The 23,765-nt window shown below is 57.2% G+C and carries 24 protein-coding genes and 1 tRNA gene; 7 read left to right on the top strand and 18 right to left on the bottom strand.

What is annotated here, in order from left to right; genetic code table 11:
* The first annotated feature begins 156 nt into the window (after window positions 1-156).
* Both KTH07_RS17315 and KTH07_RS17310 read left to right on the top strand, forming a co-directional pair.
* Window positions 157-1,677 carry a PAS domain-containing methyl-accepting chemotaxis protein gene (locus tag KTH07_RS17315; RefSeq protein ID WP_015571918.1) on the top strand — a complete coding sequence of 507 codons (1,521 nt, stop codon included), beginning with the start codon at window positions 157-159 and terminating at the stop codon, window positions 1,675-1,677.
* Window positions 1,678-1,916: 239 nt separating this feature from the next.
* Complete coding sequence (locus KTH07_RS17310) at window positions 1,917-3,476, top strand: methyl-accepting chemotaxis protein (RefSeq protein ID WP_032618958.1); 1,560 nt, start codon at window positions 1,917-1,919, stop codon at window positions 3,474-3,476.
* Here KTH07_RS17310 and KTH07_RS17305 read toward each other — a convergent pair.
* Window positions 3,473-3,967, bottom strand: coding sequence for a PadR family transcriptional regulator (locus tag KTH07_RS17305; protein WP_017382401.1), 495 nt, complete (start codon window positions 3,965-3,967; stop codon window positions 3,473-3,475). The two genes, KTH07_RS17310 and KTH07_RS17305, sit on opposite strands and share 4 nt — an antisense overlap.
* 145 nt (window positions 3,968-4,112) lie before the next feature.
* On the opposite strand from KTH07_RS17305, the gene KTH07_RS17300 reads away from it, so the two are divergent.
* Window positions 4,113-4,877: a siderophore-interacting protein gene (locus tag KTH07_RS17300; RefSeq protein ID WP_017692642.1), complete on the top strand. Its 765-nt coding sequence runs from the start codon at window positions 4,113-4,115 to the stop codon at window positions 4,875-4,877.
* On the opposite strand, the gene KTH07_RS17295 is transcribed toward KTH07_RS17300, so the two are convergent.
* Both KTH07_RS17295 and KTH07_RS17290 read right to left on the bottom strand, forming a co-directional pair.
* The gene (locus KTH07_RS17295) at window positions 4,878-6,047 is read right to left on the bottom strand and encodes a DNA repair ATPase (protein WP_017692643.1); all 1,170 of its coding nucleotides are present in this window, start codon (window positions 6,045-6,047) and stop codon (window positions 4,878-4,880) included.
* A gap of 218 nt (window positions 6,048-6,265) precedes the next feature.
* Window positions 6,266-6,341, bottom strand: a tRNA-Ile gene (locus KTH07_RS17290).
* A 124-nt stretch (window positions 6,342-6,465) separates the two neighbouring features.
* Here KTH07_RS17290 and mug point away from each other — a divergent pair.
* The gene (gene mug / locus KTH07_RS17285; protein ID WP_063162065.1) at window positions 6,466-6,972 is read left to right on the top strand and encodes a G/U mismatch-specific DNA glycosylase; all 507 of its coding nucleotides are present in this window, start codon (window positions 6,466-6,468) and stop codon (window positions 6,970-6,972) included.
* A gap of 100 nt (window positions 6,973-7,072) precedes the next feature.
* Here mug and rpoD read toward each other — a convergent pair whose 3' ends face one another.
* The 3 genes from rpoD to rpsU form a co-directional block, all read right to left on the bottom strand.
* A complete protein-coding gene (gene rpoD / locus KTH07_RS17280) occupies window positions 7,073-8,917 on the bottom strand; it encodes an RNA polymerase sigma factor RpoD (protein ID WP_015571912.1) in 1,845 nt (614 codons plus the stop codon).
* 152 nt (window positions 8,918-9,069) lie between these two features.
* Window positions 9,070-10,815 (bottom strand): DNA primase, encoded by a 1,746-nt coding sequence (gene dnaG / locus KTH07_RS17275; RefSeq protein ID WP_032618997.1) that lies wholly within the window; start codon window positions 10,813-10,815, stop codon window positions 9,070-9,072.
* Between the two features lie 115 nt (window positions 10,816-10,930).
* The gene (gene rpsU, locus KTH07_RS17270) at window positions 10,931-11,146 is read right to left on the bottom strand and encodes a 30S ribosomal protein S21 (RefSeq protein ID WP_001144069.1); all 216 of its coding nucleotides are present in this window, start codon (window positions 11,144-11,146) and stop codon (window positions 10,931-10,933) included.
* Window positions 11,147-11,382: 236 nt separating this feature from the next.
* On the opposite strand from rpsU, the gene tsaD reads away from it, so the two are divergent.
* Window positions 11,383-12,396, top strand: a complete 1,014-nt coding sequence (tsaD, locus tag KTH07_RS17265) for a tRNA (adenosine(37)-N6)-threonylcarbamoyltransferase complex transferase subunit TsaD (protein WP_015571911.1) — start codon at window positions 11,383-11,385, stop codon at window positions 12,394-12,396.
* Between the two features lie 72 nt (window positions 12,397-12,468).
* Here tsaD and ureG read toward each other — a convergent pair whose 3' ends face one another.
* From ureG to plsY, 10 genes are all read right to left on the bottom strand, one after another.
* The gene (gene ureG / locus KTH07_RS17260) at window positions 12,469-13,086 is read right to left on the bottom strand and encodes an urease accessory protein UreG (RefSeq protein ID WP_014071813.1); all 618 of its coding nucleotides are present in this window, start codon (window positions 13,084-13,086) and stop codon (window positions 12,469-12,471) included.
* A gap of 9 nt (window positions 13,087-13,095) precedes the next feature.
* On the bottom strand, window positions 13,096-13,770 hold the full coding sequence (locus KTH07_RS17255; RefSeq protein ID WP_063162066.1) for an urease accessory protein UreF: 675 nt from the start codon (window positions 13,768-13,770) through the stop codon (window positions 13,096-13,098).
* Entirely contained in the window at window positions 13,770-14,309 is a 540-nt protein-coding gene (locus KTH07_RS17250) for a HupE/UreJ family protein (protein ID WP_023295464.1), read from the bottom strand. Before KTH07_RS17250 ends, KTH07_RS17255 begins: the two co-directional genes overlap by 1 nt.
* A gap of 9 nt (window positions 14,310-14,318) precedes the next feature.
* On the bottom strand, window positions 14,319-14,783 hold the full coding sequence (gene ureE, locus KTH07_RS17245) for an urease accessory protein UreE (protein WP_017384028.1): 465 nt from the start codon (window positions 14,781-14,783) through the stop codon (window positions 14,319-14,321).
* A 9-nt stretch (window positions 14,784-14,792) separates the two neighbouring features.
* Window positions 14,793-16,496: an urease subunit alpha gene (ureC, locus tag KTH07_RS17240; protein WP_015571907.1), complete on the bottom strand. Its 1,704-nt coding sequence runs from the start codon at window positions 16,494-16,496 to the stop codon at window positions 14,793-14,795.
* On the bottom strand, window positions 16,489-16,803 hold the full coding sequence (locus KTH07_RS17235) for an urease subunit beta (RefSeq protein WP_015571906.1): 315 nt from the start codon (window positions 16,801-16,803) through the stop codon (window positions 16,489-16,491). Before KTH07_RS17235 ends, ureC begins: the two co-directional genes overlap by 8 nt.
* Before the next feature lie 10 nt (window positions 16,804-16,813).
* Window positions 16,814-17,116, bottom strand: a complete 303-nt coding sequence (locus KTH07_RS17230) for an urease subunit gamma (protein ID WP_003862556.1) — start codon at window positions 17,114-17,116, stop codon at window positions 16,814-16,816.
* Window positions 17,117-17,126: 10 nt separating this feature from the next.
* Complete coding sequence (locus tag KTH07_RS17225) at window positions 17,127-17,954, bottom strand: urease accessory protein UreD (RefSeq protein ID WP_032619000.1); 828 nt, start codon at window positions 17,952-17,954, stop codon at window positions 17,127-17,129.
* Window positions 17,955-18,109: 155 nt separating this feature from the next.
* Window positions 18,110-19,576 carry an MFS transporter gene (locus KTH07_RS17220; RefSeq protein ID WP_032619001.1) on the bottom strand — a complete coding sequence of 489 codons (1,467 nt, stop codon included), beginning with the start codon at window positions 19,574-19,576 and terminating at the stop codon, window positions 18,110-18,112.
* Window positions 19,577-19,668: 92 nt separating this feature from the next.
* Window positions 19,669-20,283 carry a glycerol-3-phosphate 1-O-acyltransferase PlsY gene (gene plsY / locus KTH07_RS17215; protein ID WP_017384031.1) on the bottom strand — a complete coding sequence of 205 codons (615 nt, stop codon included), beginning with the start codon at window positions 20,281-20,283 and terminating at the stop codon, window positions 19,669-19,671.
* Between the two features lie 107 nt (window positions 20,284-20,390).
* Between plsY and folB the strand changes: the two genes are divergently transcribed.
* Window positions 20,391-20,759, top strand: a complete 369-nt coding sequence (gene folB, locus KTH07_RS17210; protein ID WP_032619002.1) for a bifunctional dihydroneopterin aldolase/7,8-dihydroneopterin epimerase — start codon at window positions 20,391-20,393, stop codon at window positions 20,757-20,759.
* A 106-nt stretch (window positions 20,760-20,865) separates the two neighbouring features.
* Complete coding sequence (gene bacA / locus KTH07_RS17205; RefSeq protein WP_003862545.1) at window positions 20,866-21,687, top strand: undecaprenyl-diphosphate phosphatase; 822 nt, start codon at window positions 20,866-20,868, stop codon at window positions 21,685-21,687.
* Window positions 21,688-21,700: 13 nt separating this feature from the next.
* Here the strand turns inward: bacA and KTH07_RS17200 are convergent, their stop codons facing one another.
* Both KTH07_RS17200 and KTH07_RS17195 read right to left on the bottom strand, forming a co-directional pair.
* Entirely contained in the window at window positions 21,701-22,942 is a 1,242-nt protein-coding gene (locus KTH07_RS17200; protein ID WP_017384033.1) for a multifunctional CCA addition/repair protein, read from the bottom strand.
* Between the two features lie 60 nt (window positions 22,943-23,002).
* On the bottom strand, window positions 23,003-23,623 hold the full coding sequence (locus KTH07_RS17195; RefSeq protein ID WP_001303390.1) for a TIGR04211 family SH3 domain-containing protein: 621 nt from the start codon (window positions 23,621-23,623) through the stop codon (window positions 23,003-23,005).
* Between the last annotated feature and the right edge of the window lie 142 nt (window positions 23,624-23,765).

Genomic DNA, 23,765 nt, shown 5'->3' with positions numbered 1-23,765 from the left:
ATTTTAAATCAATTAATTAGAAAAACGTACGAAAAGTGCGGTTTAACCGAGATTTGCGATCTCAATCATATTTAACAACTAAAGATAAATTTTTTATCGCCGAAAAAACATAAGCCACAAAATTAACATTCAAATAACCTGCAAGGGATGCTCACTATGTCCTCTCCTGACTATGTCACCCAGAATGAATATCCGCTGGACGATGACACCACGCTTATGTCGACCACCGACCTCCACAGCTACATGACCCACACTAACGACACCTTTGTGCAAGTGAGCGGCTTTACGCTCCAGGAGCTGCTCGGGCAACCGCACAACATTGTGCGTCATCCGGATATGCCGAAAGCGGCTTTTGCCGACATGTGGTACACGCTGCAAAAGGGCGAACCCTGGAGCGGGATTGTCAAAAACCGACGTAAAAATGGCGATCACTATTGGGTACGTGCCAATGCGGTACCAATGGTGCGTAACGGCCAGATGACGGGCTATATGTCCATTCGTACCCGCGCCACGCAGGACGAGGTCGCCGCGGTGGAGCCGCTTTATAAGGCGCTCAACGAAGGACGCTGCAAAAAACGCATTCATAAAGGGCTGGTGGTGCGCAAAGGCTGGCTCGGCAAACTACCGGCGATGCCGCTGCGCTGGCGCGTGCGTAGCGTAATGGCGGTACTTTTCGCGGTGATGGCCGCAACGCTTGTTGCCAGTGCCGCGGGCTGGGCTTCGCTGGTGGCGGCAGCCGTGGTGATGCTGCTTGGCACCCTGGTGTTTGAGCAACAGATTGTCCGCCCGGTGGAAAACGTCGCACGGCAGGCGCTCAGGGTCGCTACCGGAGAGCGTAACAGCGTGCAGCATCTTAACCGCAGCGATGAACTGGGGCTAACGCTGCGGGCCGTCGGACAGCTGGGGCTGATGTGCCGCTGGCTGATCAACGACGTCTCCAGCCAGGTGGTGAGCGTGCGCGACGGCAGCGACAGGCTGGCGCAGGGCAATGAAGATCTCAACGACCGCACGCGCCAGACCGTGGCTAACGTGCAGCAGACCGTGGCAACAATGAACCAGATGGCGGCGTCGGTGCAGAGTAACTCTGAGACCGCAGCCGAAGTCGACAAGCTATCGATGGCCGCCAGCAGCGCGGCCACGCAGGGGGGCACCGTGATGCAGACCGTGGTGAAAACCATGGATGACATTGCCGACAGTACCCAGCGCATTGGCTCTATTACCTCGCTTATCAATGACATCGCCTTCCAGACCAATATTCTGGCGCTGAACGCTGCGGTTGAGGCGGCACGCGCGGGCGAGCAGGGGAAAGGCTTTGCGGTGGTGGCGGGCGAAGTGCGTCATCTTGCCAGCCGCAGCGCGAACGCGGCTAACGATATTCGCAAGCTGATCGACGCCAGCGCCAGCAAAGTGCAGTCGGGCGCCGAGCAGGTCCACGCCGCGGGACGTACTATGGATGATATTGTCGAGCAGGTGAAAAACGTCACGCAGCTCATCGCGCAGATCAGTCACGCCACCTCAGAGCAGGCGACAGGCCTGACAGAGCTGACCCGTGCTGTGGCAGAGCTGGACAGCATTACGCAGAAAAATGCTGACCTGGTCGAAGAGAGCGCGCAGATTTCCGCGATGGTTAAGCACCGGGCCGGACGCCTTGAAGATGCGGTTACCGTGCTGCATTAAGAAATGTATGCTTCGATAAAGCCGTTTATTCCTCCGGGATAAACGGCTTTTTTGTTTTTCAGAATAAGTTATGTTGTTAATGAAATATTAAGTAACTAAAAAAAGCGCCCGGTTTTTAATTGTTACAATCCAGATTCATTGAGAGTGAAAAATAAAAAAACGATCAAAGTCATAAAGTTAGCGTGTTTCCTGTCGATAACAGCGATCGTCTGAGAAATAATCACATCGATGGGGTAAATATGTTCATACATGACGTAAAGATCGGCACGAAATTATTTCTGGCGTTTGGATTATTTATTGTCCTGATGGTCGTCAGCGCAAGCTTGTCTCTGATGAGCCTGAATCGGGCAAACAATGGAATGCAAACCATCCTTACCAGCGACTATCCAACGACGGTAAAAGCGAACCAGTTAATCGACAACTTCCAGGAATTTATAAGCACGCAGCAGCTCATGCTGCTGGACGAACAGGGGACGTACACGGCGCAATCAGAGCAGCGTCTGAAGGCGATCAGCGAGCGCATCTCCTCAATCCTGAGCGAGCTGGACAACGCTCTCAAGGATAAAAAATCCCAACAGGTGCTGGCCGATATCCACGGCGTACGCCAGCAATATCTTGACTCGCGCTACCGCATTTTGCAGGCCGTGCAGAATAACGACCGTGCGGGCGCGATAAACGAAATGATGACCAACACCCTGAATCTGCAACAGTCCTATAAAGCGAAAGTGCAGGCGCTGATTGCGATCCAGGACCATGAAATGCAGAGTGCGGGCGAGCAGGTGGAAGGCGATTTCCGCACCAATCGTCTCCTGCTGGTCCTGATTACGCTTTTCAGCGTCGCGGCAGCCAGCCTGACTGGCTGGTTCATTGTGCGATCCATTACCCGACCGCTGAACGACGCGGTGAATTTTGCGGAGGCCATTGCCGATGGCGATCTCACCGGCAGCATTATCTCGCACGGTAAAGATGAAACCGGACTGCTACTCACCGCACTGATGGAGATGAAAACGCGCCTGCTGGAGATTGTGCAGCAGGTGCAAACCGGATCGGAAAACATCTCCAGCGCCGCCGCGCAGATTGTCGCGGGAAACCAGGATCTGGCTGCCCGCACGGAGGAGCAGGCCAGTTCCGTTGAACAAACGGCCGCGTCGATGGAGCAGATCACCGCTACGGTGAAGAACACCGCGTCCCACACCGGAGAAGCGACGAACCTGTCTGCCGATGCGGCTGCCGTGGTCAAAAACAACGGCGAGATGATGAAGCAGGTCACCAGCAAGATGCGCCTGATTAACGAAACATCGAACAGGATGTCCGACATTATCGACCTGATCGACGCCATTGCCTTCCAGACTAATATTCTGGCGCTAAACGCGGCGGTCGAAGCGGCGCGCGCGGGTGAGCATGGTCGCGGCTTTGCGGTGGTGGCGGGCGAGGTACGCCAGCTCGCGCAGAAAAGTGCAACATCTGCGAGTGAGATCCGCCAGCTGATTGAAAGCTCCACAAGCCAGACGCAGGACGGCATGAACCTTGTGGAGAAAGCCAGCGGGCTTATCAACGGCATGGTCGGCAACGTGGAGGAGATGGACGTAATCCTGCGTGAGATTCGCCAGGCCAGCCATGAACAGACGGAAGGCATCTCGCAGATCAACAGCGCGATTGGCCTGATAGACGCCACCACCCAGCAGAACTCCGCGCTGGTGGAGGAGTCCGTTGCGGCGGCGGCATCCCTTAACGAACAGGCGATGCACCTGAAAGAGCTGGTCCGGGTGTTCCGCGTGAGCGACGGCGTGCTGGCTTAATCCAGCTGGGAGATCTCCAGCGCCGCGCGGTCAATCACGCCGATAATCTGTTTCAACTGCGCGTCGCTGAGCTCTCCCTGATTAACCTTCAGATCCAGTACCGCTTTGAAGTTATCCAGCGCCCGCTTCATCTGCGGGTTTTTGCGCAGCTGGAACCCGACGGAGCGCGCCTTGATACGCGTCTGGATCTGCTCCAGCTGTTCCCGGTTGTCATCCAGCCATTGCTGTCCGGCGGCATTAATCGCAATCCGCTTCCGGCCGTTCTCTTCTTCGGTAATAGTGATAAGCGCCTGATCCTGCAAGTAATCCAGCGTCGGGTAGATCACGCCAGGGCTAGGCGTGTAATGTCCCTGCGTCAGGTTTTCGATCTCTTTAATCAGCTCGTAACCATGGCTCGCGTTGCGGGTCAGGATATCCAGGATCACCAGCCGCAAATCGCCATGACCAAAAAATCGTGGCCGGCGTCCGCCGCCGTCGTGTTCGTGTCGCATGTTTTTCCCTCAATTTGATATATCTAAACTATATCTAAGATATATTCAGATGTAATCTAAAAAATCTTGATTTCTTAGTTAATAGCAATCATTATCATTAAAAATTCATTCCGATATATCGTATTCACCTGAGAAGGGCATCAACATGGCATCTACCCGTTACCCTCAACGTGTCCGCAATGACCTGCGTTTTCGTGAGCTGAACGTGCTGCGCACTGAGCGAGTCAGCGCAGGATTTCAGCGCATTGTGCTAGGCGGCGAGGCGCTGGAGGGCTTTAGCTCTCGCGGCTTTGACGACCATACCAAAGTCTTTTTCCCGGCACCGGGCACCACTTTCGTGCCGCCTGTGGTGACCGATGAAGGCATCGACTGGGGCGACGGCACGCGTCCGCAGGCACGTGACTATACCCCGCTGTACGATGACGAAAAACATGAGCTGGCGCTCGATTTCTTCGTTCATGATGGCGGCATTGCCAGCAACTGGGCGGTAGAGGCTAAGGTGGGCGACAAGCTGACCATCGGCGGGCCGCGCGGTTCGCTGGTGGTGCCGGAAGATTACGCCTGGCAGCTGTACGTGTGCGACGAGTCGGGGATGCCCGCGCTGCGCCGCCGTTTAGAAGGCATCGCAAAACTGCCTGTTCGCCCGGCGATCCACGCCATCGTCACCGTGGGCGATGCGGCGTATCAGGACTATCTGGCACACCTGAGCGGGTTCAACATCACCTGGGTTATCGGCCACAACGAGCAGGCGATGGCCGACCATCTTGCCGCGCTGGCCGTGCCGGAAGAGGATTACTTTATCTGGCTGACCGGGGAGGGGAAGGTGGTGAAACGCCTGAGCCGTCAGTTTGAAAGCGACGCAATTGACCCGCAGCTGGTGCGTGCCAGCGCGTACTGGCACGCCAAATAATCAGGCAGCGGGATCCAGCTGCGCTTCGCTCACCTGATGTTCGAGCGAGGCGCATACCTCTTTCAGCGCTTTCTCCTGCTGGGCAAAGTAGGCTTCCATATTGCTGAGCGACGAGACGAGCAGCCAGGACTCTTCCTTCTCCAGCTCTGCCAGCTCGTTCACCAGGGTGTCGATTTGCTCACGCACCTGCGCCATCTTTTTACGAATACGTTCAAGGTCGTTCAGCCTGTCGCTCGCCATCATTGGTTCGAATCCTTGTTGCAGACGGGCGACCAGCGAGCGAATGGCCTTCACGTCGCCGCGCTGTTTGGCCTGGTTGAGTTGCACCATCATCCTGTTGGCTTCCTCTTTTAAATCATCGGCAACCAGATCCGGGTGGCATAGCTTGCTCGCCTGACGCCAGAGCCGCTTCAGCTCGTTCCGATCCTCTTCTGAGAGATCCTTGCCTTTACGCAGGCGAACTTCGGCATCATGATGCTGTTCGCGATACTTCTTGTACTCTTCGTTGGCCTCATCGCGCGCCTGACGTGCCGGCTCTTCTTCACGCGTTAAACCGGTCTCCAGCTCCATTGCTTCGGCCAGCAGGTTGGCAATCAGATTGCTTTGCTGCTGAAGATGTTTGCGCGCCTCTGCCGCCTGAACGGAATCCGCAGGCAGATCTCGCCAGCGCCGGGTGAGCTTTGTCAGAACCTCTACGGCCTGCGCCATATAGTCCTGGCAGCGGCGGTAATCCTCTTCCCGACGACGCGTCTCCGCCTGCTGACGACGCAGGTTAAGCTCCGCCAGCGTTTTACGCAGGGCGAGGATCTGCTGCATCAACGGCCCGAGGCGGGAGAAATAAAGATCGTTGAACTCATCTAGCTGCTGTACCCGGGCGTTACGGCGATCAATCAGATCGCGCAGACGCTCTTCCAGGGCTTTCAGCTCCAGCTTGCTGGCCGCCAGCTGTGGGTCACGCCACGGGGTAACGGCGCGCTGGCTTTGCAGCCAGGCGGTGATAGCGCGAAGGGCTGCGGTGTAGTTTTTCTGCTCAAGCGCCGCGACGATGGACAGGAGATCATCGTCAAAGGCTTCCTCTTTGAGACGTTTCAGCTGGCTCCGGATGATGTCGTCATCTTCCAGCTCAATGGCATTTTTAATGATTTCTAGCCGTTTGATCGGTGTGCTCATGATGCCTTTCGCTCTGGCGCTTAAGTATTTGAGTTAAGGTTAGTTGTTGTAAAAGCTACAGGAAATAATACACACGGATGATGATCGGCGCGATGGGGGATTTCTTTAGTTTTTAGGGTTTGTGAGGGGAAGCGGCAGGCCGGGCTACGTGTGGTGGATTACTTACAAAAAAGCCACTCAATCGAGTGGCTTAACTGGATGATTATAAAGCTAAAATTTGGTGGCCCCTGCTGTACTTGAACCAGCGACCAAGCGATTATGAGTCGCCTGCTCTAACCACTGAGCTAAGGGGCCGTGGCGGTGAATTATAAAGTAACTCCCCTCAGCAATCCAGCCATTCACACCTGCCTGCTGTTTTTATAAACAACGCATAATCAATCCTTTATACTTATCTTAAGATGCATAGACAGGAGTAGAGATGATCAACGATATTCTGGCCCCTGGCCTGCGGGTGGTGTTCTGCGGTATCAATCCGGGTAAGTCATCGGCGCACACCGGTTTTCACTTTGCTCATCCGGGAAATCGCTTCTGGAAGGTGATCCACCAGGCCGGATTTACCGACAAACAGCTTAAGCCGGAAGAAGAGCAGCAGCTGCTGGATACGCGCTGTGGCATCACCATGCTGGTCGAGCGACCCACGGTGCAGGCGAGCGAAGTGAATCTGCATGAGCTGCGCGCTGGCGGACGTGAGCTGATCGCGAAAATTGAAGACTATCAGCCCGCGGCGCTGGCGATTCTCCGCAAGCAGGCCTACGAGCAGGCGTTCAGCCAGCGCGGCGCCAGCTGGGGTAAGCAGAACATTACCATTGGCGTAACGCAGGTGTGGGTGCTGCCGAACCCGAGTGGGCTGAACAGGGCGACGCTGGACAAGCTGGTGGAGGCGTATCGGGAACTGGATGAGGCGCTGGTGGTGAGGGGGCTTTAGCTCCTCTGCGGTTTGATGCCCTCATCCTGACCCTCTCCCACAGGTAGAGGGAATAAACAAAAAAAGCTCCCGATTGGGAGCTTTTTCATTTCAGGACCGATTAATCGTCCAGGAAGCTACGCAGCACTTCAGAGCGGCTCGGATGGCGCAGCTTACGCAGCGCCTTCGCTTCGATCTGACGGATACGTTCGCGGGTAACGTCAAACTGTTTACCCACTTCTTCCAGCGTGTGGTCGGTGTTCATGTCGATACCGAAACGCATACGCAGCACTTTGGCTTCACGGGCGGTCAGGCCAGCCAGCACGTCGTGCGTAGCGGCACGCAGGCTCTCGGTGGTGGCAGAGTCCAGCGGCAGCTCGAGGGTGGTATCCTCGATGAAATCACCCAGATGCGAATCTTCATCATCACCGATTGGCGTTTCCATGGAGATTGGCTCTTTAGCGATTTTCAGCACTTTACGGATCTTGTCTTCCGGCATCAACATGCGTTCAGCCAGCTCTTCCGGCGTCGGCTCGCGGCCCATCTCCTGCAACATCTGGCGAGAGATACGGTTGAGTTTGTTGATGGTCTCAATCATATGCACCGGAATACGGATGGTGCGCGCCTGGTCTGCGATAGAGCGGGTGATCGCCTGACGGATCCACCAGGTAGCATAGGTGGAGAACTTGTAACCACGACGGTATTCAAACTTATCTACCGCTTTCATTAGACCGATGTTGCCTTCCTGAATCAGATCCAGGAATTGCAGGCCACGATTGGTGTATTTCTTGGCGATAGAGATAACCAGACGTAAGTTCGCTTCAACCATCTCTTTCTTAGCACGGCGGGCTTTCGCTTCACCGATGGACATACGACGGTTGATGTCTTTCACCTGCTCGATGGTCAGGCCGGTCTCTTCTTCAATCTGATGCAGTTTTTGCAGGCCGCGCTGTACGTCTTCTTTCACGTCGTGCAGCTTTTCAGACCACGGCTTGTTCATCGCGATAGCGGCGTTGAACCAGGTTTCGCTGGTTTCATTGCCGGTGAAGAGGGTAATGAAGTTCTTCTTCGGCATTTTGCACTGTTCAACGCACAGCTTCATGATGATACGTTCCTGGGTACGTACGCGATCCATCATCACGCGCATGCTGTTCACCAGGTAGTCGAACTGTTTTGGCACCAGGCGGAACTGTTTGAACACTTCAGACAGCTTCAGGATCTCTTCCTGAGCGGCGGCATGGCTGCGGCCTTTCGCTTTGATGGTGTCACGCGTCACTTCGTACTGGGTACGCAGCTCGGCAAACTTCTCACGCGCCAGTTCAGGGTCGATGCTGTTGTCATCGTCGCTGCTGTCGTCCTCTTCTTCTTCATCTTCGTCTTCGTCGTCATCCATCTCTTCCTGAGACAGCTCAGAACCGACGTGAGTGGCGGTTGGCGCCATATCTTCTTCAGCGTTCGGGTCGACAAAGCCAGTGATCAGATCGGACAGACGCGCTTCTTCCGCTTCGACGCGATCGTACTGCTCCAGCAGATAGGTAATCGCTTCCGGGTATTCGGCAACAGAGCACTGAACCTGGTTGATCCCGTCTTCGATGCGTTTTGCGATGTCAATTTCGCCTTCGCGGGTCAACAGTTCAACGGTACCCATTTCGCGCATGTACATGCGGACCGGGTCAGTGGTACGCCCGATTTCAGATTCCACGCTGGACAGGACCTGTGCAGCAGCTTCTTCCGCATCTTCGTCAGTGTTGTTGGAGGTTTCAGCCAGCAACAGATCATCGGCATCCGGTGCTTCTTCCATCACCTGAATGCCCATGTCATTGATCATTTGGATGATATCTTCGATCTGATCTGAATCGACGATATCTTCCGGCAGATGGTCATTGACCTCGGCATAGGTCAGATAGCCTTGCTCCTTACCGCGTTGGACAAGAAGTTTCAGCTGTGACTGCGGGTTTTGCTCCATAAGACGGTATCCACACTTAATTCGTTTGATTGGTGTCGGCGATGGGCTGCCAACCTTTAAAGCGAGGGCGTACTTATATTTTTGCCGCTGCCTCTCAGTGCGGCTGCCGGGGGCTTCCCGATCGATATTCGGCACTTAAGCCGTTAAATTTTTTATTTCTTCGCCAGTTCCTGGTTAATCATCCAGAGCTCCCGGCGTTCTTCGCTGCTCAGGCCATGGGTGCGCTCGCGAGCTATCAACTCTTCCTGGCGCAACTCAAGCATCGAATCAAACATATGGTTGAGCGAGTCGGTGAACGTTTTTTCTGCGATATCCTTATCTGCTATATCGCCCCACATCGACAGTTTTTCAAGGGTAGCGGCCTCTTTTGTGCCGCGATAATGCTCTAAAAGTTGTCCGGTGGTCAGACCTGGCTGAGACAAACAAGTGTTGACCAATTCTGAAAATAAGCCAAGCCCGGGCAATTTTTCGTGGTTCAAACCCGCCAGCGACGGCACTTGCGGAGCAAGTTCGGGGTTTTGCACCAGCAACCCTATCAGTATACGCATGGTTGTGCGTTTTAGCTGAGGCGCGGGGCGTACCGTGCCGTTTTCAGCCTGTTTCGGCATTAAACGTTCAAGCTGGCTGTCATCCAGAATGCCGAGCTTGTTGCCTAACTCCTGACGCAGATAGATGCGCAGCGTTTCGCCGGGCACCTGGCTGATTAACGGCAGCGCCAGCGTGCTGAGTTGCGCGCGCCCGTCAGGGGTACTCAAATCAACCTGCGGCATCAGGCTGTTAAACAGAAACGTGGAGAGCGGCTGTGCCTGCTCCATCCGCGCTTCAAACGCCGCTTTACCCTCTTTACGCACCAGCGTATCCGGGTCTTCACCGTCGGGCAGGAACATAAAGCGTAGCTGACGCCCGTCGGTCATATACGGCAACGCGGTTTCCAGCGCTCGCCAGGCGGCGTCGCGTCCTGCGCGGTCACCGTCGTAACAGCAAATCACGTTGTTGGTGACGCGGAACAGCAGCTGGATATGGTCCGCCGTGGTGGACGTTCCCAGCGACGCAACGGCATAATTAATGTCGTACTGCGCCAGCGCAACAACATCCATATAGCCTTCGACGACCAGAAGACGCGGAGGTTCCGCATTATCCTGCTGTGCCTCATAAAGACCGTAAAGCTGGCGGCCCTTATGGAAAATATCGGTTTCCGGGGAGTTAAGGTATTTCGGCAGGGCATCACCCAGCACGCGACCACCAAAACCTATCACCCGGCCACGCTTGTCGCGGATCGGGAACATCACCCGTTCACGGAAGCGGTCGTAGCTTCGTCCCTGGTCGTTGGTGACCAGCATGCCTGCGTCGATGAGGGATTTACGATCTTCGCTATTGCCGCCAAAACGCTTTAACACGTTGTCCCAGCCGGGCGGGGCGTAACCAATAGCGAAACGCGCAATCACATCGTCACTCAGTCCGCGCTTGTTCAGATACTGACGCGCAGGCTCAGCCGCAGAGTGCTTAAGAGACTGTTGGTAAAACGAATTCAGGCCATCCATCAGTTGGTACAGCGTTTGCCGCTGATGGCGCTCGATCTGACTTGGCCCACTGCCTGCTTCATACGGCACTTCAAGGTTATGCATCGCCGCCAGCTCTTCGACGGTTTCAACGAACTCGAGCTTGTCGTAGTTCATCAAAAAATCGACGGCATTACCGTGTGCGCCACAGCCGAAGCAATGGTAGAACTGTTTTTCACCGTTTACGGTGAAAGAGGGGGTTTTTTCGTTATGGAACGGACAGCACGCATGGTAGTTCTTGCCCTGCTTTTTTAGCTTCACCCGCGCGTCGATGAGATCGACGATGTCGGTTCTGGCAAGCAGGTCATTGATGAAAACGCGTGGGATTCTTCCGGCCATATGCCCCAAAAATTTAAGCGACTTATAAACGAAAACAAGCCGCGCATTCCTTCCGGAAGCACGGCCTTACGACTACAACTCTGTCTGTCAATTGAGGGCTGTGGCCCTCAACAGATTAGTACAGACGAGTACGGCGTGCGTTTTCGCGAGCCAGTTTCTTCGCGTGACGTTTCACAGCGGAAGCTTTAGCGCGCTTACGTTCGGTCGTTGGTTTTTCATAAAACTCACGACGACGAACTTCAGCCAGAACACCTGCTTTCTCGCATGAACGTTTGAAGCGACGCAGTGCTACGTCGAACGGCTCGTTTTCACGTACTTTAATTACCGGCATGTAACTCTCACCTTTAATAAATTCGGTTTGCCGCTGGCATCAACGCCAGCTTATTTCAAAATGGTGCGGAATTTTACTGCAAATGCTGCTGCTTTGTAAAGCACCGATGCGATTTTGAAAGGGACTTTAATAAGGGTGAGGAGTATACACGAGGCTTCTTCCTGGGGCGAACAAAGTTTTACAACAATCCGCCCAGGCTCTACACTGCGCGGTATTGAAACGAGGTAAAACAAGTCATGCGTGTACTGGGTATTGAAACATCCTGCGATGAAACCGGCATCGCGATTTACGACGACGAAAAAGGGCTTCTGGCCAACCAGCTGTATAGTCAGGTGAAATTGCACGCTGATTACGGCGGCGTCGTGCCTGAACTGGCCTCTCGTGACCACGTGCGTAAAACGGTTCCCCTGATTCAGGCGGCGCTTAAAGAGGCCGGGTTGAGTGCAAAAGATATTGATGCCGTGGCCTATACCGCAGGGCCGGGCCTGGTCGGCGCGCTGCTGGTCGGCGCAACGGTAGGGCGTTCGCTGGCCTTCGCGTGGGATGTTCCGGCCATTCCGGTTCACCATATGGAAGGGCATCTTCTGGCGCCGATGCTGGAAGACAATCCGCCAGAGTTCCCGTTTGTGGCGCTCCTGGTTTCCGGTGGGCATACCCAGCTGATTAGCGTAACGGGCATTGGCAAGTACGCGCTGCTGGGCGAGTCGATCGACGATGCTGCCGGTGAAGCCTTCGACAAAACCGCCAAGCTGCTGGGGCTGGATTACCCGGGCGGCCCGATGCTGTCGAAAATGGCGTCGCAGGGAACGGAAGGGCGCTTTGTCTTCCCGCGCCCGATGACCGACCGTCCGGGGCTGGATTTCAGCTTCTCTGGCCTGAAAACTTTCGCGGCCAATACTATCCGCAATAATGACGACAGTGAGCAGACCCGTGCCGATATCGCCCGTGCGTTCGAAGACGCGGTGGTGGATACGCTGATGATCAAGTGCAAGCGCGCGCTGGATCAGACCGGCTTTAAGCGTCTGGTGATGGCCGGTGGCGTCAGCGCTAACCGCACGCTGCGCGCGAAGCTTGCCGAAATGATGCAAAAGCGTCGCGGGGAAGTGTTCTACGCGCGTCCTGAATTTTGCACCGATAACGGGGCGATGATCGCCTACGCCGGGATGGTGCGTCTGAACGCCGGCGCAACGGCTGACCTGAGCGTGTCTGTGCGTCCGCGCTGGCCGCTGGCGGAACTGCCTGAGGCGTGAGTTTCTTTGCCCGGTGGCGCTGCGCTTACCGGGCCTACAAGATCCACGTGTGCTAACGTGCAATAAACCACCCTACACCCGCAACATTCCTTTCTCTTCCAGAAACGCAATAATCGTCGCTAAACCGTCACCCGCTTTCAGGTTGGTAAACGTCCACGGACGCTCGCCGCGCATGCGATTAGTGTCGCGTTCCATTACCTCCAGCGACGCACCGACGTACGGCGCAAGGTCGGTTTTGTTGATCACCAGAAAATCGGATTTGGTGATCCCCGGCCCGCCCTTGCGCGGGATTTTTTCCCCTTCGGCCACGTCGATGACGTAGATGGTGAGGTCCGCCAGCTCCGGGCTGAAGGTCGCGCTCAGGTTATCCCCGCCGCTTTCCACGAAGATCAGATCCAGGTTGCCGAACTTCTCGCTCAACGCTTCCACCGCCGCCAGGTTCATTGAGGCATCTTCGCGGATGGCGGTATGCGGGCAGCCGCCCGTTTCCACGCCCACGATGCGCTCTGGCTCCAGCGCACCCGCCTCGGTCAGGATGCGCTGATCCTCTTTGGTGTAGATATCGTTGGTCACCACCGCCAGGTGATAGGTGTCGCGCATCGCCTTGCAGAGCGCTTCCAGCAGGGCGGTTTTGCCCGACCCTACCGGGCCGCCCACGCCCACGCGCAGGGGATGTTTGTAATCAGCCATGTTGACTCCTCAGGAACGGAATAGTCGTGAATATTGGGTTTCATGGCGCGCGGAGGCGATGGCCGACAGCGGCGTAGCGGCCCCCAGCGCGTCGTCGCCACGTAAAAATGCCTGTTCAAACCCGGCGGCAAAATGGTCGCTCAGGTCGATAATCAGCTGTTGTGCTGCCTGCTGCCCAAACGGCACCAGCTTGACGCCCGCCATCACCGCGCTCTCAATCCAGCTGTAGCCGAGGCTCAGCGCCAGCTCGCGCGCGCTAATGCCCCAGCGCACGCCGAGCCACGCCATGCCGCCGAGCTGGCTTCGCATCAACAGCGGCAGCCATTCTGGCGGGCAGGCGGGTTCCCAGCTTTTAATCAGGCGCGTAAAGGCCGCCCCACGGTTGCGTTCTTCATCGCGCAGCTCGCGCGTTTCCCGACAGGCGAGCAGGTATGCCGTCCAGCGTTTTGCTGTCGCGACGTCCTGCTTCTCGCAGGCACGATACAGGCGGAAAAACAGCGGCAGGTCGACACAGAAAAAGCTCTGCTCCATCTGCTGGATCTGCCAGCGCCTGAAGGCCTCAGCGTCCGTGACCCACCCGGCCTCAACGGCCCACTCCAGCCCCTGCGACCAGGTAAACGATCCGACCGGCAGGCTACTGCTGGAGAGCTGCATCAGGCGCAGCCGCTGGCGGGCGTGCTCCATCAGCTCATCAGCGCCAGCAGGGCGGAGACGATCAGCCCGCCGCCGAAGGTTTTACGCAGGCCGTCGTGACGGCGCAGCAGCAGCCCTGCCGCGAAGCTGGCACACAGCACCGTGGCGCTGGCTAACATAAACCCGCTGGTGAAGAGCCAGAAGCTGTGGCCGGACATCTCCACGCCGTGCGCCCAGCCGTGGAACATCGCCAGGGCTGGTACCGCCAGCAGCAGGCGATTTTCGGTCTTAAACATCATCACGCCGCAGAGCGCCAGCGAGGCGATAATCAGCATCTCCATGCCGCTAAAGCCGCCGAGCAGGCTGCCCGCAACGGCACCAGCAAGCATCATGCCGAGCGTCGCTAACGGCAACAGCAGCTTGCGGCCGCTCAGGGCGGAGAGCACGCCAGCCCCCGTCAGCATCAGCAGGTGATCCAGCCCGGTCAGCGGATGGAGAAATCCTGCCTGGAAGCTGTCGGTCCCGTGGCCGGGATGGGCAAGCGCCGGAACGGAAAAAGCCAGCAGTAACAGCGGTAAGTACTTGCGCATGATGAGTCCTTAATGTGAATGAGCGTGAGAGTGGCTATGGCTGTGGGCATCGCTGGTGTAAGCGCCCGCTTCCGGTTCAAATGGCAGGCTGGCGAAGGTCACCTCCAGCCCGAACTGACGCAGCATATCGTCGAGGACGTGGTCGTGGTGGTAGCGCAGTTCGCCAGGCATTATTTGCAGCGGTACGTGACGATTGCCCAGGTGATAACAGGCGCGGGCGAGCAGGAACGGGTCGGCGCAGCGCACCACGGAAACCGACTCCGGGGCGGCGATCACTTCGATCACCTCGCTGCCATCGTCGGTAGTCAGCAGGTCGCCCCCGCGCAGCAGCAGGCCGCGCGGCAGCATTAGCCCGGCTTCGCGGCCGTCGTTCAGCGCCACGCGGGCGCGGCTTTTTACCCTCACATCAATCGGTAGCGTGACGCTGGCGGTAATCGGATGCGCATGGTCCAGGCGTTGGGTTAAATAGATCATCATGACTCCTCAAAACAGAAAATAGCGTTGCGCCATCGGCAAAACCTCTGCCGGTTCGCTGGTGATCAATTCGCCGTCGACGCGTACCTCATAGGTTTGCGCGTCAACGGTGATATTCGGCTGTAAATCGTTGTGGATCATGTCGGCCTTTTTCACCGACCGGCAGCCTCTCACCACCGCGGTGGCGCTTTGCAGTCCGAGCCGTTGCGGAATGCCGCTGGCATCAGCAGCCTGAGAGACAAACGTCAGCCGCGTGGCGTGGCGTGCGGCACCAAGGGCACCAAACATCGGGCGGTAATGTACCGGCTGCGGCGTGGGGATCGAGGCGTTGATGTCGCCCATCGGCGCGCAGGCGATCATCCCGCCTTTGACGATGGTGGCGGGTTTGACGCCAAAGAAGGCGGGGGACCAGACCACCAGATCCGCCAGCTTGCCCGCCTCAATAGAACCGACCTCATGGGCGATGCCGTGGGTCAGCGCCGGGTTGATGGTGTATTTGGCGACATAGCGCTTCACGCGGAAGTTATCGTTATCGCCGGTCTCTTCCGGCAGTGCGCCGCGCTGCACCTTCATGCGGTGCGCCACCTGCCAGGTGCGGATAATCACTTCCCCCACGCGGCCCATTGCCTGTGAATCTGACGAGGTGAGCGAGAACGCGCCGATATCGTGCAGCACGTCTTCGGCGGCGATGGTCTCCCGGCGAATGCGGGATTCGGCAAACGCCACGTCCTCGGCGATATCCGGGTCGAGGTGATGGCAAACCATCAGCATGTCCAGGTGCTCGTCGATGGTGTTGACCGTGTAGGGCAGCGTCGGGTTGGTGGAGGAGGGCAGAATATTCGGGTGCGCGCAGGCGGTGATGATATCCGGCGCATGGCCGCCGCCCGCCCCTTCGGTGTGGAAGGTGTGGATGGTGCGCCCGGCGATGGCGGCCAGCGTGTCTTCGACAAAACCGGACTCGTTCAGCGTGTCGCTGTGCAGCGCCACCTGAATATCCATCTCTTCAGCGACCTCCAGCGAACAGTTGATGGCCGCAGGCGTCGCGCCCCAGTCTTCGTGGATCTTAAGCCCGATGGCACCTGCCGCGATCTGCTCGCGCAGCGCGTCCGGGTTGGAGCCGTTCCCTTTACCCAGCAGGCCAATATTCACCGGTAGCGTATCGGCTGCCTGCAACATGCGGGCGATATACCACGGCCCCGGTGTGCAGGTGGTGGCGTTTGTGCCTGCCGCAGGCCCGGTGCCGCCGCCGATCATGGTGGTGACGCCAGACACCAGCGCCTCTTCCGCCTGCTGCGGACAGATCCAGTGGATGTGGGTGTCGATCCCGCCGGCGGTGACAATCCTCCCTTCGGCGGCGATCACCTCCGTTGCCGCGCCAATCGGGATCGTCACGCCGGGCTGAATGTCCGGGTTTCCGGCTTTGCCGATGGCGAAGATCCGCCCATCTTTTACGCCGATATCCGCTTTCACGATCCCCCAGTGATCGACGATTAGCGCGTTGGTGAGCACCAGATCCACGCAGTCGTCGGCGGTCATCTGCCCCTGTCCCATACCGTCGCGGATCACTTTTCCGCCGCCGAATTTAACCTCTTCGCCGTAGATCGTGAGATCGTCTTCCACTTCGATCCACAGCTCGCTGTCGGCCAGCCGCACTTTATCCCCGGTAGTGGGGCCGAACATATCGGCATACGCCTGGCGTGAAATCTCAGCCATGTTTCACCTCGCCCATGACCTCGCCGCGAAAGCCGAAAATGCGCTGTGCGCCCGTCACCTGCACCAGCGTCACTTCCCGCTTCTGGCCGGGCTCGAAGCGCACGGCAGTGCCGGCCGGGATGTTCAGCCGGTAACCTCGGGTGGCTTCGCGATCGAACTTCAGCGCCGGGTTGACCTCGTAAAAGTGGTAGTGCGATCCGACCTGGATCGGCCTGTCGCCGTGGTTTTCCACGATCACACTTCGGGTTTCGCGCCCGACGTTGAGAGCAATGTTTCCGGACTGGATCCGGTATTCGCCTGGGATCATCACGCGCTCCTTACACGATCGGGTTGTGGACGGTGACGAGCTTGGATCCGTCCGGAAAGGTGGCTTCCACCTGGATATCCGGGATCATCTCCGGCACGCCTTCCATCACCTGATCGCGCGTCAGGACGTGGCGGCCGGCTTCCATCAGCGAGGCGACGGTTTCGCCATCGCGCGCGCCTTCCATAATAAAGGCGCTGATCAGCGCGACCGATTCCGGGTAGTTGAGCTTTACCCCGCGCGCGAGGCGGCGTTCGGCAACCAGCGCGGCGGTGAACAGCAACAGCTTGTCTTTTTCTCTGGGAGTCAGTTCCATAGCGTTTCTCTTATGTCTGCCAGATGCGCGGCGAACAGGCGGTTTTGGGAGTTAAAAGCGGGCGAAGCGACTGCCAGATATCGCGCATCACCCGCTGACAAATCAGGTTGTCGTGGGAGAGAAAACGCACCGACAGCAGATCGTCGGTGAGCGTCGCCCCGCCAACGTTTTCCAGCGGGGCGAGAAGCGCACGCACCGCGTCGAGAAGTGCTTCCCGGGCCGGATAGAACAGCAGCGTGCCGACCCACGGATGGTCCGCGACGGGCGTCAGATCGCCACCGCTGAGATGCAGTCGCTCAATCAGACGCGGCTCGCCATCCACCCACACCTCAAGGCGGTTCTCCAGCGTGCCGTGGCTGAAGGTTTCGTTTATCACCGGACGGCCCAGACAGTACAGCTCCCACGCCAGCAGCGTGCTGGTGGCGTGCAGGTGAAAGACGGAACGCAGCGCGGCGTTAGCGCCGGGGAAAATAATGGTGTCCTGCGGCAGCCACTCCAGCGTGGCCTCTTCGTCGAGGTAAAAATGCTGACTGAGGCAGGCCAGCGGGCCGTTGCTGCGATAGAACTTACTGGCGCCGGGCATGGTGATGAGGGCATGGCTTTTGGCGTCGAGCCGCACGGAAATATCCAGCGTATCTCCGCCCACAATTCCGCCTGGCGGGTGCAGCAGGTAAAGGTGGCAGGTTTCCCCTTCGGGATAAAACGGACGCTGAACGGTGAGCGGCCCGCTGTGACGCGCGGAATGGAGGAGGGTTTTCTCAGGGGTATGACAAAACTGGAGGGCAAGCGAGGCCTGCCAGCCTTTGTATGAATTATCAGTGACCTGAGTTGCTAACATGGTGCTTCCATTTCCACACTATCGGGGTACGTTTCAGTATGCCCTGGCGGAAATGAAGGCTGTCATATGAGTCGCTTATGGATAAAAAAACGGCTCATGTGAGCCGGTTTCAGTAATGTAGGCCGGGTAAGCGCAGCGCCACCCGGCAAGAAAGGCTACCGATAATCCTCTGCATCCACATCATACCCCGACGGCTCCCAGCGGATCGCCAGCAGCGACGCCAGACCGATAAACGGCGCCAGCGCAATCACCCAGAACACGGCGGTATCCAGCGAGGCGACCAGCAGCGGGAACAGAAACAGTGACAGCGTTGAACTGCTGCGCATCAGCGTCTGGTTAAGCCCCACGCCCACGCCGCGCAGCGAGGTCGGGTAGCTCAGGGAGGCAAACGTCATGGTATGCGCACCTGGACCAAAACCCTGACCAAACAGGAACAGCGCCAGCATCGCGACGGCGAACACGCCTTCCGTGGCCCCGTCAGGCCGGCCAATCAACGCCAGGCCGAGCAGTGCCGCAAGCTGGCACGCATAACCCGCCAGAGACATCCGCCATGCGCCGAAGCGCGGAACATAGCGCACCGCCAGCAGCCCGCCGACAAAGGCGAACAGCAGGTTAAGCGCCAGCGAGATCAGAATGGTGGTCAGCATCGACTGCACAAAGAAGCTGGAGATGATCACCGGCAGGCCAAAGGCTACGGCGTTATAGGCGAACGAGGAGACCACTGACAGCAGCGTGGCAAGCGTGGTACGCCGCAGATAGATACCGCGGAACAGGTTCAGGTAGTTCGACCATTTTGCCTTGTTCACGACAGGCGCGGGCTGGTCGAGCGCATCCTGCGGTACGTGGGCATTAATATTGTAAGACTGCCGCAGGATGGACGCCGCCTCCTTCAGATTGCCCTGATTCGCCGCCCAGACCGGGGATTCGCTCATATAGCGGCTGCGGATGGCGATAATCACCAGCGCGGGCACCGCGCCAAAGCCAAGGATCAGACGCCAGAGCCAGTCGCTGTGGCTTTCCGGCAGCACGGCGTAAAAGAAGAGCACCAGAAGATAAGAGATGCTGATGGCCGCGTACCAGGTGGGGCACCACATTGCGACGCTGGAGGCTTTATTCCCCGGGCCTTTCAGCCTGGCGAACTCGCTGAGAAACGCCATCGCGACGGGAAGGTCGATCCCAACGCCAAGACCCATCACAAAGCGCGCGCCCGCAAGCACATATTCGTTCGGGGCCAGCGCACAGGCGATAGCGGCAACGACAAAGAACACCATGTCGGCCATAAAGACGCGGTAGCGCCCGATTTTATCCGTAAGATAGCCGCCGAGCAGCGCCCCGACAATCGCGCCAAAGGTAATCGCCGAGGCCACCATGCCGGTACCGGCGGGCGTCAGGTTAAATTCGCGGGTGATGTCTTTGATGCCGAATGCCAGCGCGCCGAGATCGTAGGCATCGAGGAAAATTCCCCCGAGCGCGATACCGACCACGATGCGGGCATTGGCCCGGCCCTGAGAGCCGTCATTAACGAGACGTGAAACGTCCGATGCGCTACGTACCCACTTGATGTCGCCATCCGGGGTATTTCCTGCCGTTGGAAGGGGAGTTGAATCTGTGATTTCTGCCATTTTCTTTTTGTGTGGTTGTGTTGTGTCTCTAACAGTTACCACAGGCAGAAGGTGACAAAAATCACATTTGGTTATAAGGCATAACGAACGGTTTACTGAGCGTCTTTCTTTTTACGCCTGAGCTTCGTCCAGATCTTCGTTTCCTTACGCCGCCACAGGCGCTGAATGTTGTCGTGGTGGCGCAACAGGATCAGACACGAGAGCATCGACACCGGGAAGGTAAACTGCGGTTTAAACCACCAGACATAAAACGGGGCGATCAGTGCGCTGACGATGGCGCCCAGCGACGAATAACCGCTCAGCAGGATGGTCAGCAGCCAGGTGCCCGCCATCACGCCGGTGAGATCCCAGCCGATCGGCGCAATCGCGCCAAACGCGGTGGCAACGCCTTTACCGCCTTTAAAACCAAAGAAAACGGGCCAGATGTGGCCGACGCAGGCGGCGATGGCAATCAGCCCCAGCCAGAAGGGTGTGACGCCGAGCGCATACGCGCCCCAGACGGGAAGCATTCCTTTCAGAACATCAAAAATCAAAACCGCTACGGCTGCTCCCTTGCCGCCAATTCGTAGTACATTGGTCGCCCCCGGATTCCCGGAACCACTTTCACGCGGGTCAGGCAACCCGGCGATGCGGCAGACCAGAATGGCGCTGGAGATTGAGCCGCAAAGGTAGGCGAGGATAATCATTCCAGGCGCGATTGCACTCATAACGCTGTTCCGTTTTGAAAATGTATCTGTATTCTCAGCATCTGTGGATAATACGCATAATTCGCCGGAAGTGGTATCCGGTTTAGCCAAAAAGCAGGCAGGTCGTGATGGATATTGTATTTATAGAGCAACTTTCGGTAATCACCACAATTGGTGTTTACGACTGGGAACAGACCATCGAGCAGAAACTGGTGTTCGATATCGAAATGGGCTGGGACAACCGCAAGTCAGCAAAAAGCGATGATGTGAATGACTGTCTGAGCTACGCCGACATCAGTGAAACGGTCATCGCCCATGTTGAAGGGCAACGTTTTGCGCTGGTAGAACGCGTGGCGGAAGAGGTAGCAGACCTGCTGCTGAGCAAATTTAACTCCCCATGGGTGCGCATTAAGCTAAGCAAGCCGGGAGCGGTGGCGCGCGCCGCCAATGTGGGCGTGATTATCGAGCGTGGCGCAAATCTGAAAGGAAAGATTTAACGTCATAATAGCTAAACCATTTTAGGTTATATCGGTCTTAAAGCTGTATCTTTCACGGTTGTCCGCGTGGGACACCGTTTTTTTATATCTTTTTAGGGGTTTATAGATGAGCGATATGCACTCGCTGCTGGTGGCGGCAATACTGGGTGTGGTCGAAGGATTGACGGAGTTTTTGCCGGTGTCCAGTACGGGCCATATGATTATCGTTGGCCATCTCCTGGGCTTTGAAGGCGATACCGCAAAGACGTTTGAGGTGGTGATCCAGCTGGGCTCTATCCTGGCGGTGGTCGTGATGTTCTGGCGTCGTCTGTTTGGTCTGATCGGTATCCACTTCGGGCGTTTGCCGCAGCGTGAAGGAGAGGGCAAAGGGCGCCTGACGCTGATTCATATTCTGCTCGGGATGATCCCGGCGGTGGTGCTGGGGCTGGTGTTCCACGACACCATTAAATCGCTCTTCAACCCGATTAACGTGATGTACGCGCTGGTTGTCGGCGGCTTCCTGCTGATTGCCGCCGAAGTGCTGAAGCCAAAAACCCCGCGTGCGGAAGGTCTGGACGATATGACGTATCGCCAGGCGTTTATGATTGGCTGCTTCCAGTGTCTGGCGCTGTGGCCGGGCTTCTCCCGTTCAGGGGCAACCATTTCCGGCGGGATGCTGATGGGCGTGAGCCGTTACGCGGCGTCTGAGTTCTCGTTCCTGCTGGCGGTGCCGATGATGATGGGCGCCACCGCGCTGGATCTCTACAAAAGCATCGGCTTCCTGACCGTGGGCGACATTCCGATGTTCGCCGTGGGCTTTATCACCGCCTTTATTGTGGCGTTGATCGCCATCAAAACCTTCCTGCAACTGATTAAGCGTATTTCGTTTATTCCGTTCGCGATCTACCGCTTTATCGTCGCGGCTGCCGTGTACGTGGTCTTCTTCTGATGACCGACCGCCCTCAGTCTTTCGGCTGAGGGCAACGTTTTTCCTTCCACGCTGCAACCGCATCAATCCGCCGCTTCGTCAGCTCTTCGCGGATCGCCGGGCCTTTAAATCCTGCCTCCACCACCTCTTTCGTTGGCACCGCTTTCGCCACGTCCCACGCCTCACGCAGCAAACGTCCCTGCGGATAATCGGACGCTTCAAACCCGGTGCGGCCGCGCACGTCGGCTTCGCTGGTCAGCGCAATTTGCTCCACGCGCTGCGGTTTGCGCCAGGCGTCGATGTTATCAAACAGCCTGACGATGGTGGCGGGTTTCAGGATCGGGAAGGTGTGGATCAGGTCGTGAAACTCGGCGACCAGTTTTGCCAGATCGCGAATGTCATTCGGCACGCGCAGGCGCTGGCAAAGCCCTTCAACCAGCTTCACGCCAGCCGGACCGTGCCCGTGGTGGCGTGGCCACAACTCCTTTGGCGTTAACCCTTTGCCGAGGTCATGGCAGAGGGTAGAAAAGCGCACGTCCACCTCCGGGCTGAGCATGGCGGCCATGCTCAGCGTCATCAGGGTGTGAATGCCGGTATCAATTTCCGGGTGCCATTTCGCCGGGGCGGGCACGCCAAACAGCGCATCTATTTCCGGGAACAGCACTTTCAGCGCCCCGCAGTCGCGCAGAACCTGGAAAAAGACCTGCGGATTACGGGTAGTCAGGGCGTTTTCGGTCTCTTTCCAGACGCGTTCTGGCGTCAGGTGTTCCAGCTCGCCCGCGTCGGTCATGGCCGTCATCAGCGCCATCGTCTCGTCGGCGATGCGGAAGCTGAGATGGGCATAACGGGCGGCAAAACGCGCCACGCGCAGTACGCGTAACGGATCTTCAGAAAAGGCGGGGGAAATATGGCGTAAAAGACGGTCGCGCAGATCGTTCTGGCCGCCGTAGACGTCGATAATATGGCCTTTTTCGTCCTGCGCCAGGGCATTAATGGTGAGATCGCGGCGCAGTAAGTCCTGCTCCAGCGTCACATCCGGCGCGGCATAGCAGGTGAAGCCGGTATAACCGGAACCGGATTTCCGTTCGGTACGCGCCAGGGCGTACTCTTCCCGGCTTTTCGGATGGAGGAACACAGGAAAATCGCGGCCTACCTGCTGGTAGCCCGCGTCAATCATCGCTTCGGGCGTGGCACCGACCACGACCCAGTCTTTATCTTTGACCGGCAGACCTAATAACGCATCACGTACCGCACCACCGACCAGATAACTCTTCACGCCAACACTCCCGTTTTCTCTTTTCGCAAGATGATACGTAAGTGTGGCAGAGAAGACGAGTTAGTTCATCCAGCGGTCTTTACGTTTACGGCTCGGGATAAGGTGAGGAAGCACCAGACCCAGCACCAGACCGACGCCAAGCACCCCGCCGCCATACATAAACCACTGCATGATGATGGTGCGTTGTTTGTCATCCAGCTGTAGATTCGCGGCGTTCACTTTCTTCTGCGCGACGATGAGCTCATTTTTCAGCTTCTGATTTTCATCTTTCAGACCGGCGATCACGCTGTCGCTTTGCGCCACTTTCTGCTGCATCTCTGCGGTGCGCTGGTTCCAGGTGCCGTCAATGTTGTTCAGCTTATCGGTCAGGGTTTTCACCTGATTTTCCAGGTCCGGCACGCGGGTGCGCAGGCTTGGCACCGTGCTCAGCTCTTTCAGCGGGATCCATGAGGTGCGGCCAGAGCTGTCACGAACCTGACCGTAATTGGTGTCTGCATTGGTTTGCAGCAGAGTCACTTCCTCGCCGGCATTTACCGTACCCACGAGGCGATAATTGTCTCCAGGGCCGCTGCGTACCCAGGTATTCAGTTCATCAGAAACGTAACGTTTCTCTTCAGCGTGGACCGCGGTTGCGGCGCTAAAAGCGAGTAAAGTAAGTCCAATCAGGCGTAATTTAAGCATATCAGTCGTTATTTTCATAAAAAGTGGAACGATAGTAGTGGTATCAGTGTCGCTACGCAAAGGATTCATCATCAATCGGAATCATCTGTGTCATGATTTCCACCGCTTTAAACTTTTACGCCCGTCAAATTGCTCATTGCGT

Source organism: Enterobacter cloacae complex sp. ECL72 (assembly GCF_019056635.1).
Lineage (GTDB): Bacteria > Pseudomonadota > Gammaproteobacteria > Enterobacterales > Enterobacteriaceae > Enterobacter > Enterobacter hormaechei_C.
This window is presented reverse-complemented; position numbering and strand designations above follow the sequence as displayed.

Excerpts from the sequence above, each read along its gene's own strand:
- ureG (WP_014071813.1), bottom strand. The coding sequence starts at position 13,086 with ATGGCTGATTACAAACATCCCCTGCGCGTGGGCGTGGGCGGCCCGGTA.
- KTH07_RS17235 (WP_015571906.1), bottom strand. The coding sequence starts at position 16,803 with ATGATCCCAGGCGAATACCGGATCCAGTCCGGAAACATTGCTCTCAAC.
- KTH07_RS17250 (WP_023295464.1), bottom strand. The coding sequence starts at position 14,309 with ATGCGCAAGTACTTACCGCTGTTACTGCTGGCTTTTTCCGTTCCGGCG.
- KTH07_RS17220 (WP_032619001.1), bottom strand. The coding sequence starts at position 19,576 with ATGGCAGAAATCACAGATTCAACTCCCCTTCCAACGGCAGGAAATACC.
- KTH07_RS17305 (WP_017382401.1), bottom strand. The coding sequence starts at position 3,967 with ATGCGACACGAACACGACGGCGGCGGACGCCGGCCACGATTTTTTGGT.
- dnaG (WP_032618997.1), bottom strand. The coding sequence starts at position 10,815 with ATGGCCGGAAGAATCCCACGCGTTTTCATCAATGACCTGCTTGCCAGA.
- KTH07_RS17225 (WP_032619000.1), bottom strand. The coding sequence starts at position 17,954 with ATGTTAGCAACTCAGGTCACTGATAATTCATACAAAGGCTGGCAGGCC.
- KTH07_RS17230 (WP_003862556.1), bottom strand. The coding sequence starts at position 17,116 with ATGGAACTGACTCCCAGAGAAAAAGACAAGCTGTTGCTGTTCACCGCC.
- KTH07_RS17300 (WP_017692642.1), top strand. The coding sequence starts at position 4,113 with ATGGCATCTACCCGTTACCCTCAACGTGTCCGCAATGACCTGCGTTTT.
- KTH07_RS17255 (WP_063162066.1), bottom strand. The coding sequence starts at position 13,770 with ATGGAGCACGCCCGCCAGCGGCTGCGCCTGATGCAGCTCTCCAGCAGT.
- mug (WP_063162065.1), top strand. The coding sequence starts at position 6,466 with ATGATCAACGATATTCTGGCCCCTGGCCTGCGGGTGGTGTTCTGCGGT.
- KTH07_RS17295 (WP_017692643.1), bottom strand. The coding sequence starts at position 6,047 with ATGAGCACACCGATCAAACGGCTAGAAATCATTAAAAATGCCATTGAG.
- rpoD (WP_015571912.1), bottom strand. The coding sequence starts at position 8,917 with ATGGAGCAAAACCCGCAGTCACAGCTGAAACTTCTTGTCCAACGCGGT.
- bacA (WP_003862545.1), top strand. The coding sequence starts at position 20,866 with ATGAGCGATATGCACTCGCTGCTGGTGGCGGCAATACTGGGTGTGGTC.
- plsY (WP_017384031.1), bottom strand. The coding sequence starts at position 20,283 with ATGAGTGCAATCGCGCCTGGAATGATTATCCTCGCCTACCTTTGCGGC.
- KTH07_RS17195 (WP_001303390.1), bottom strand. The coding sequence starts at position 23,623 with ATGCTTAAATTACGCCTGATTGGACTTACTTTACTCGCTTTTAGCGCC.
- tsaD (WP_015571911.1), top strand. The coding sequence starts at position 11,383 with ATGCGTGTACTGGGTATTGAAACATCCTGCGATGAAACCGGCATCGCG.
- KTH07_RS17315 (WP_015571918.1), top strand. The coding sequence starts at position 157 with ATGTCCTCTCCTGACTATGTCACCCAGAATGAATATCCGCTGGACGAT.
- KTH07_RS17310 (WP_032618958.1), top strand. The coding sequence starts at position 1,917 with ATGTTCATACATGACGTAAAGATCGGCACGAAATTATTTCTGGCGTTT.
- ureE (WP_017384028.1), bottom strand. The coding sequence starts at position 14,783 with ATGATCTATTTAACCCAACGCCTGGACCATGCGCATCCGATTACCGCC.
- ureC (WP_015571907.1), bottom strand. The coding sequence starts at position 16,496 with ATGGCTGAGATTTCACGCCAGGCGTATGCCGATATGTTCGGCCCCACT.
- folB (WP_032619002.1), top strand. The coding sequence starts at position 20,391 with ATGGATATTGTATTTATAGAGCAACTTTCGGTAATCACCACAATTGGT.
- rpsU (WP_001144069.1), bottom strand. The coding sequence starts at position 11,146 with ATGCCGGTAATTAAAGTACGTGAAAACGAGCCGTTCGACGTAGCACTG.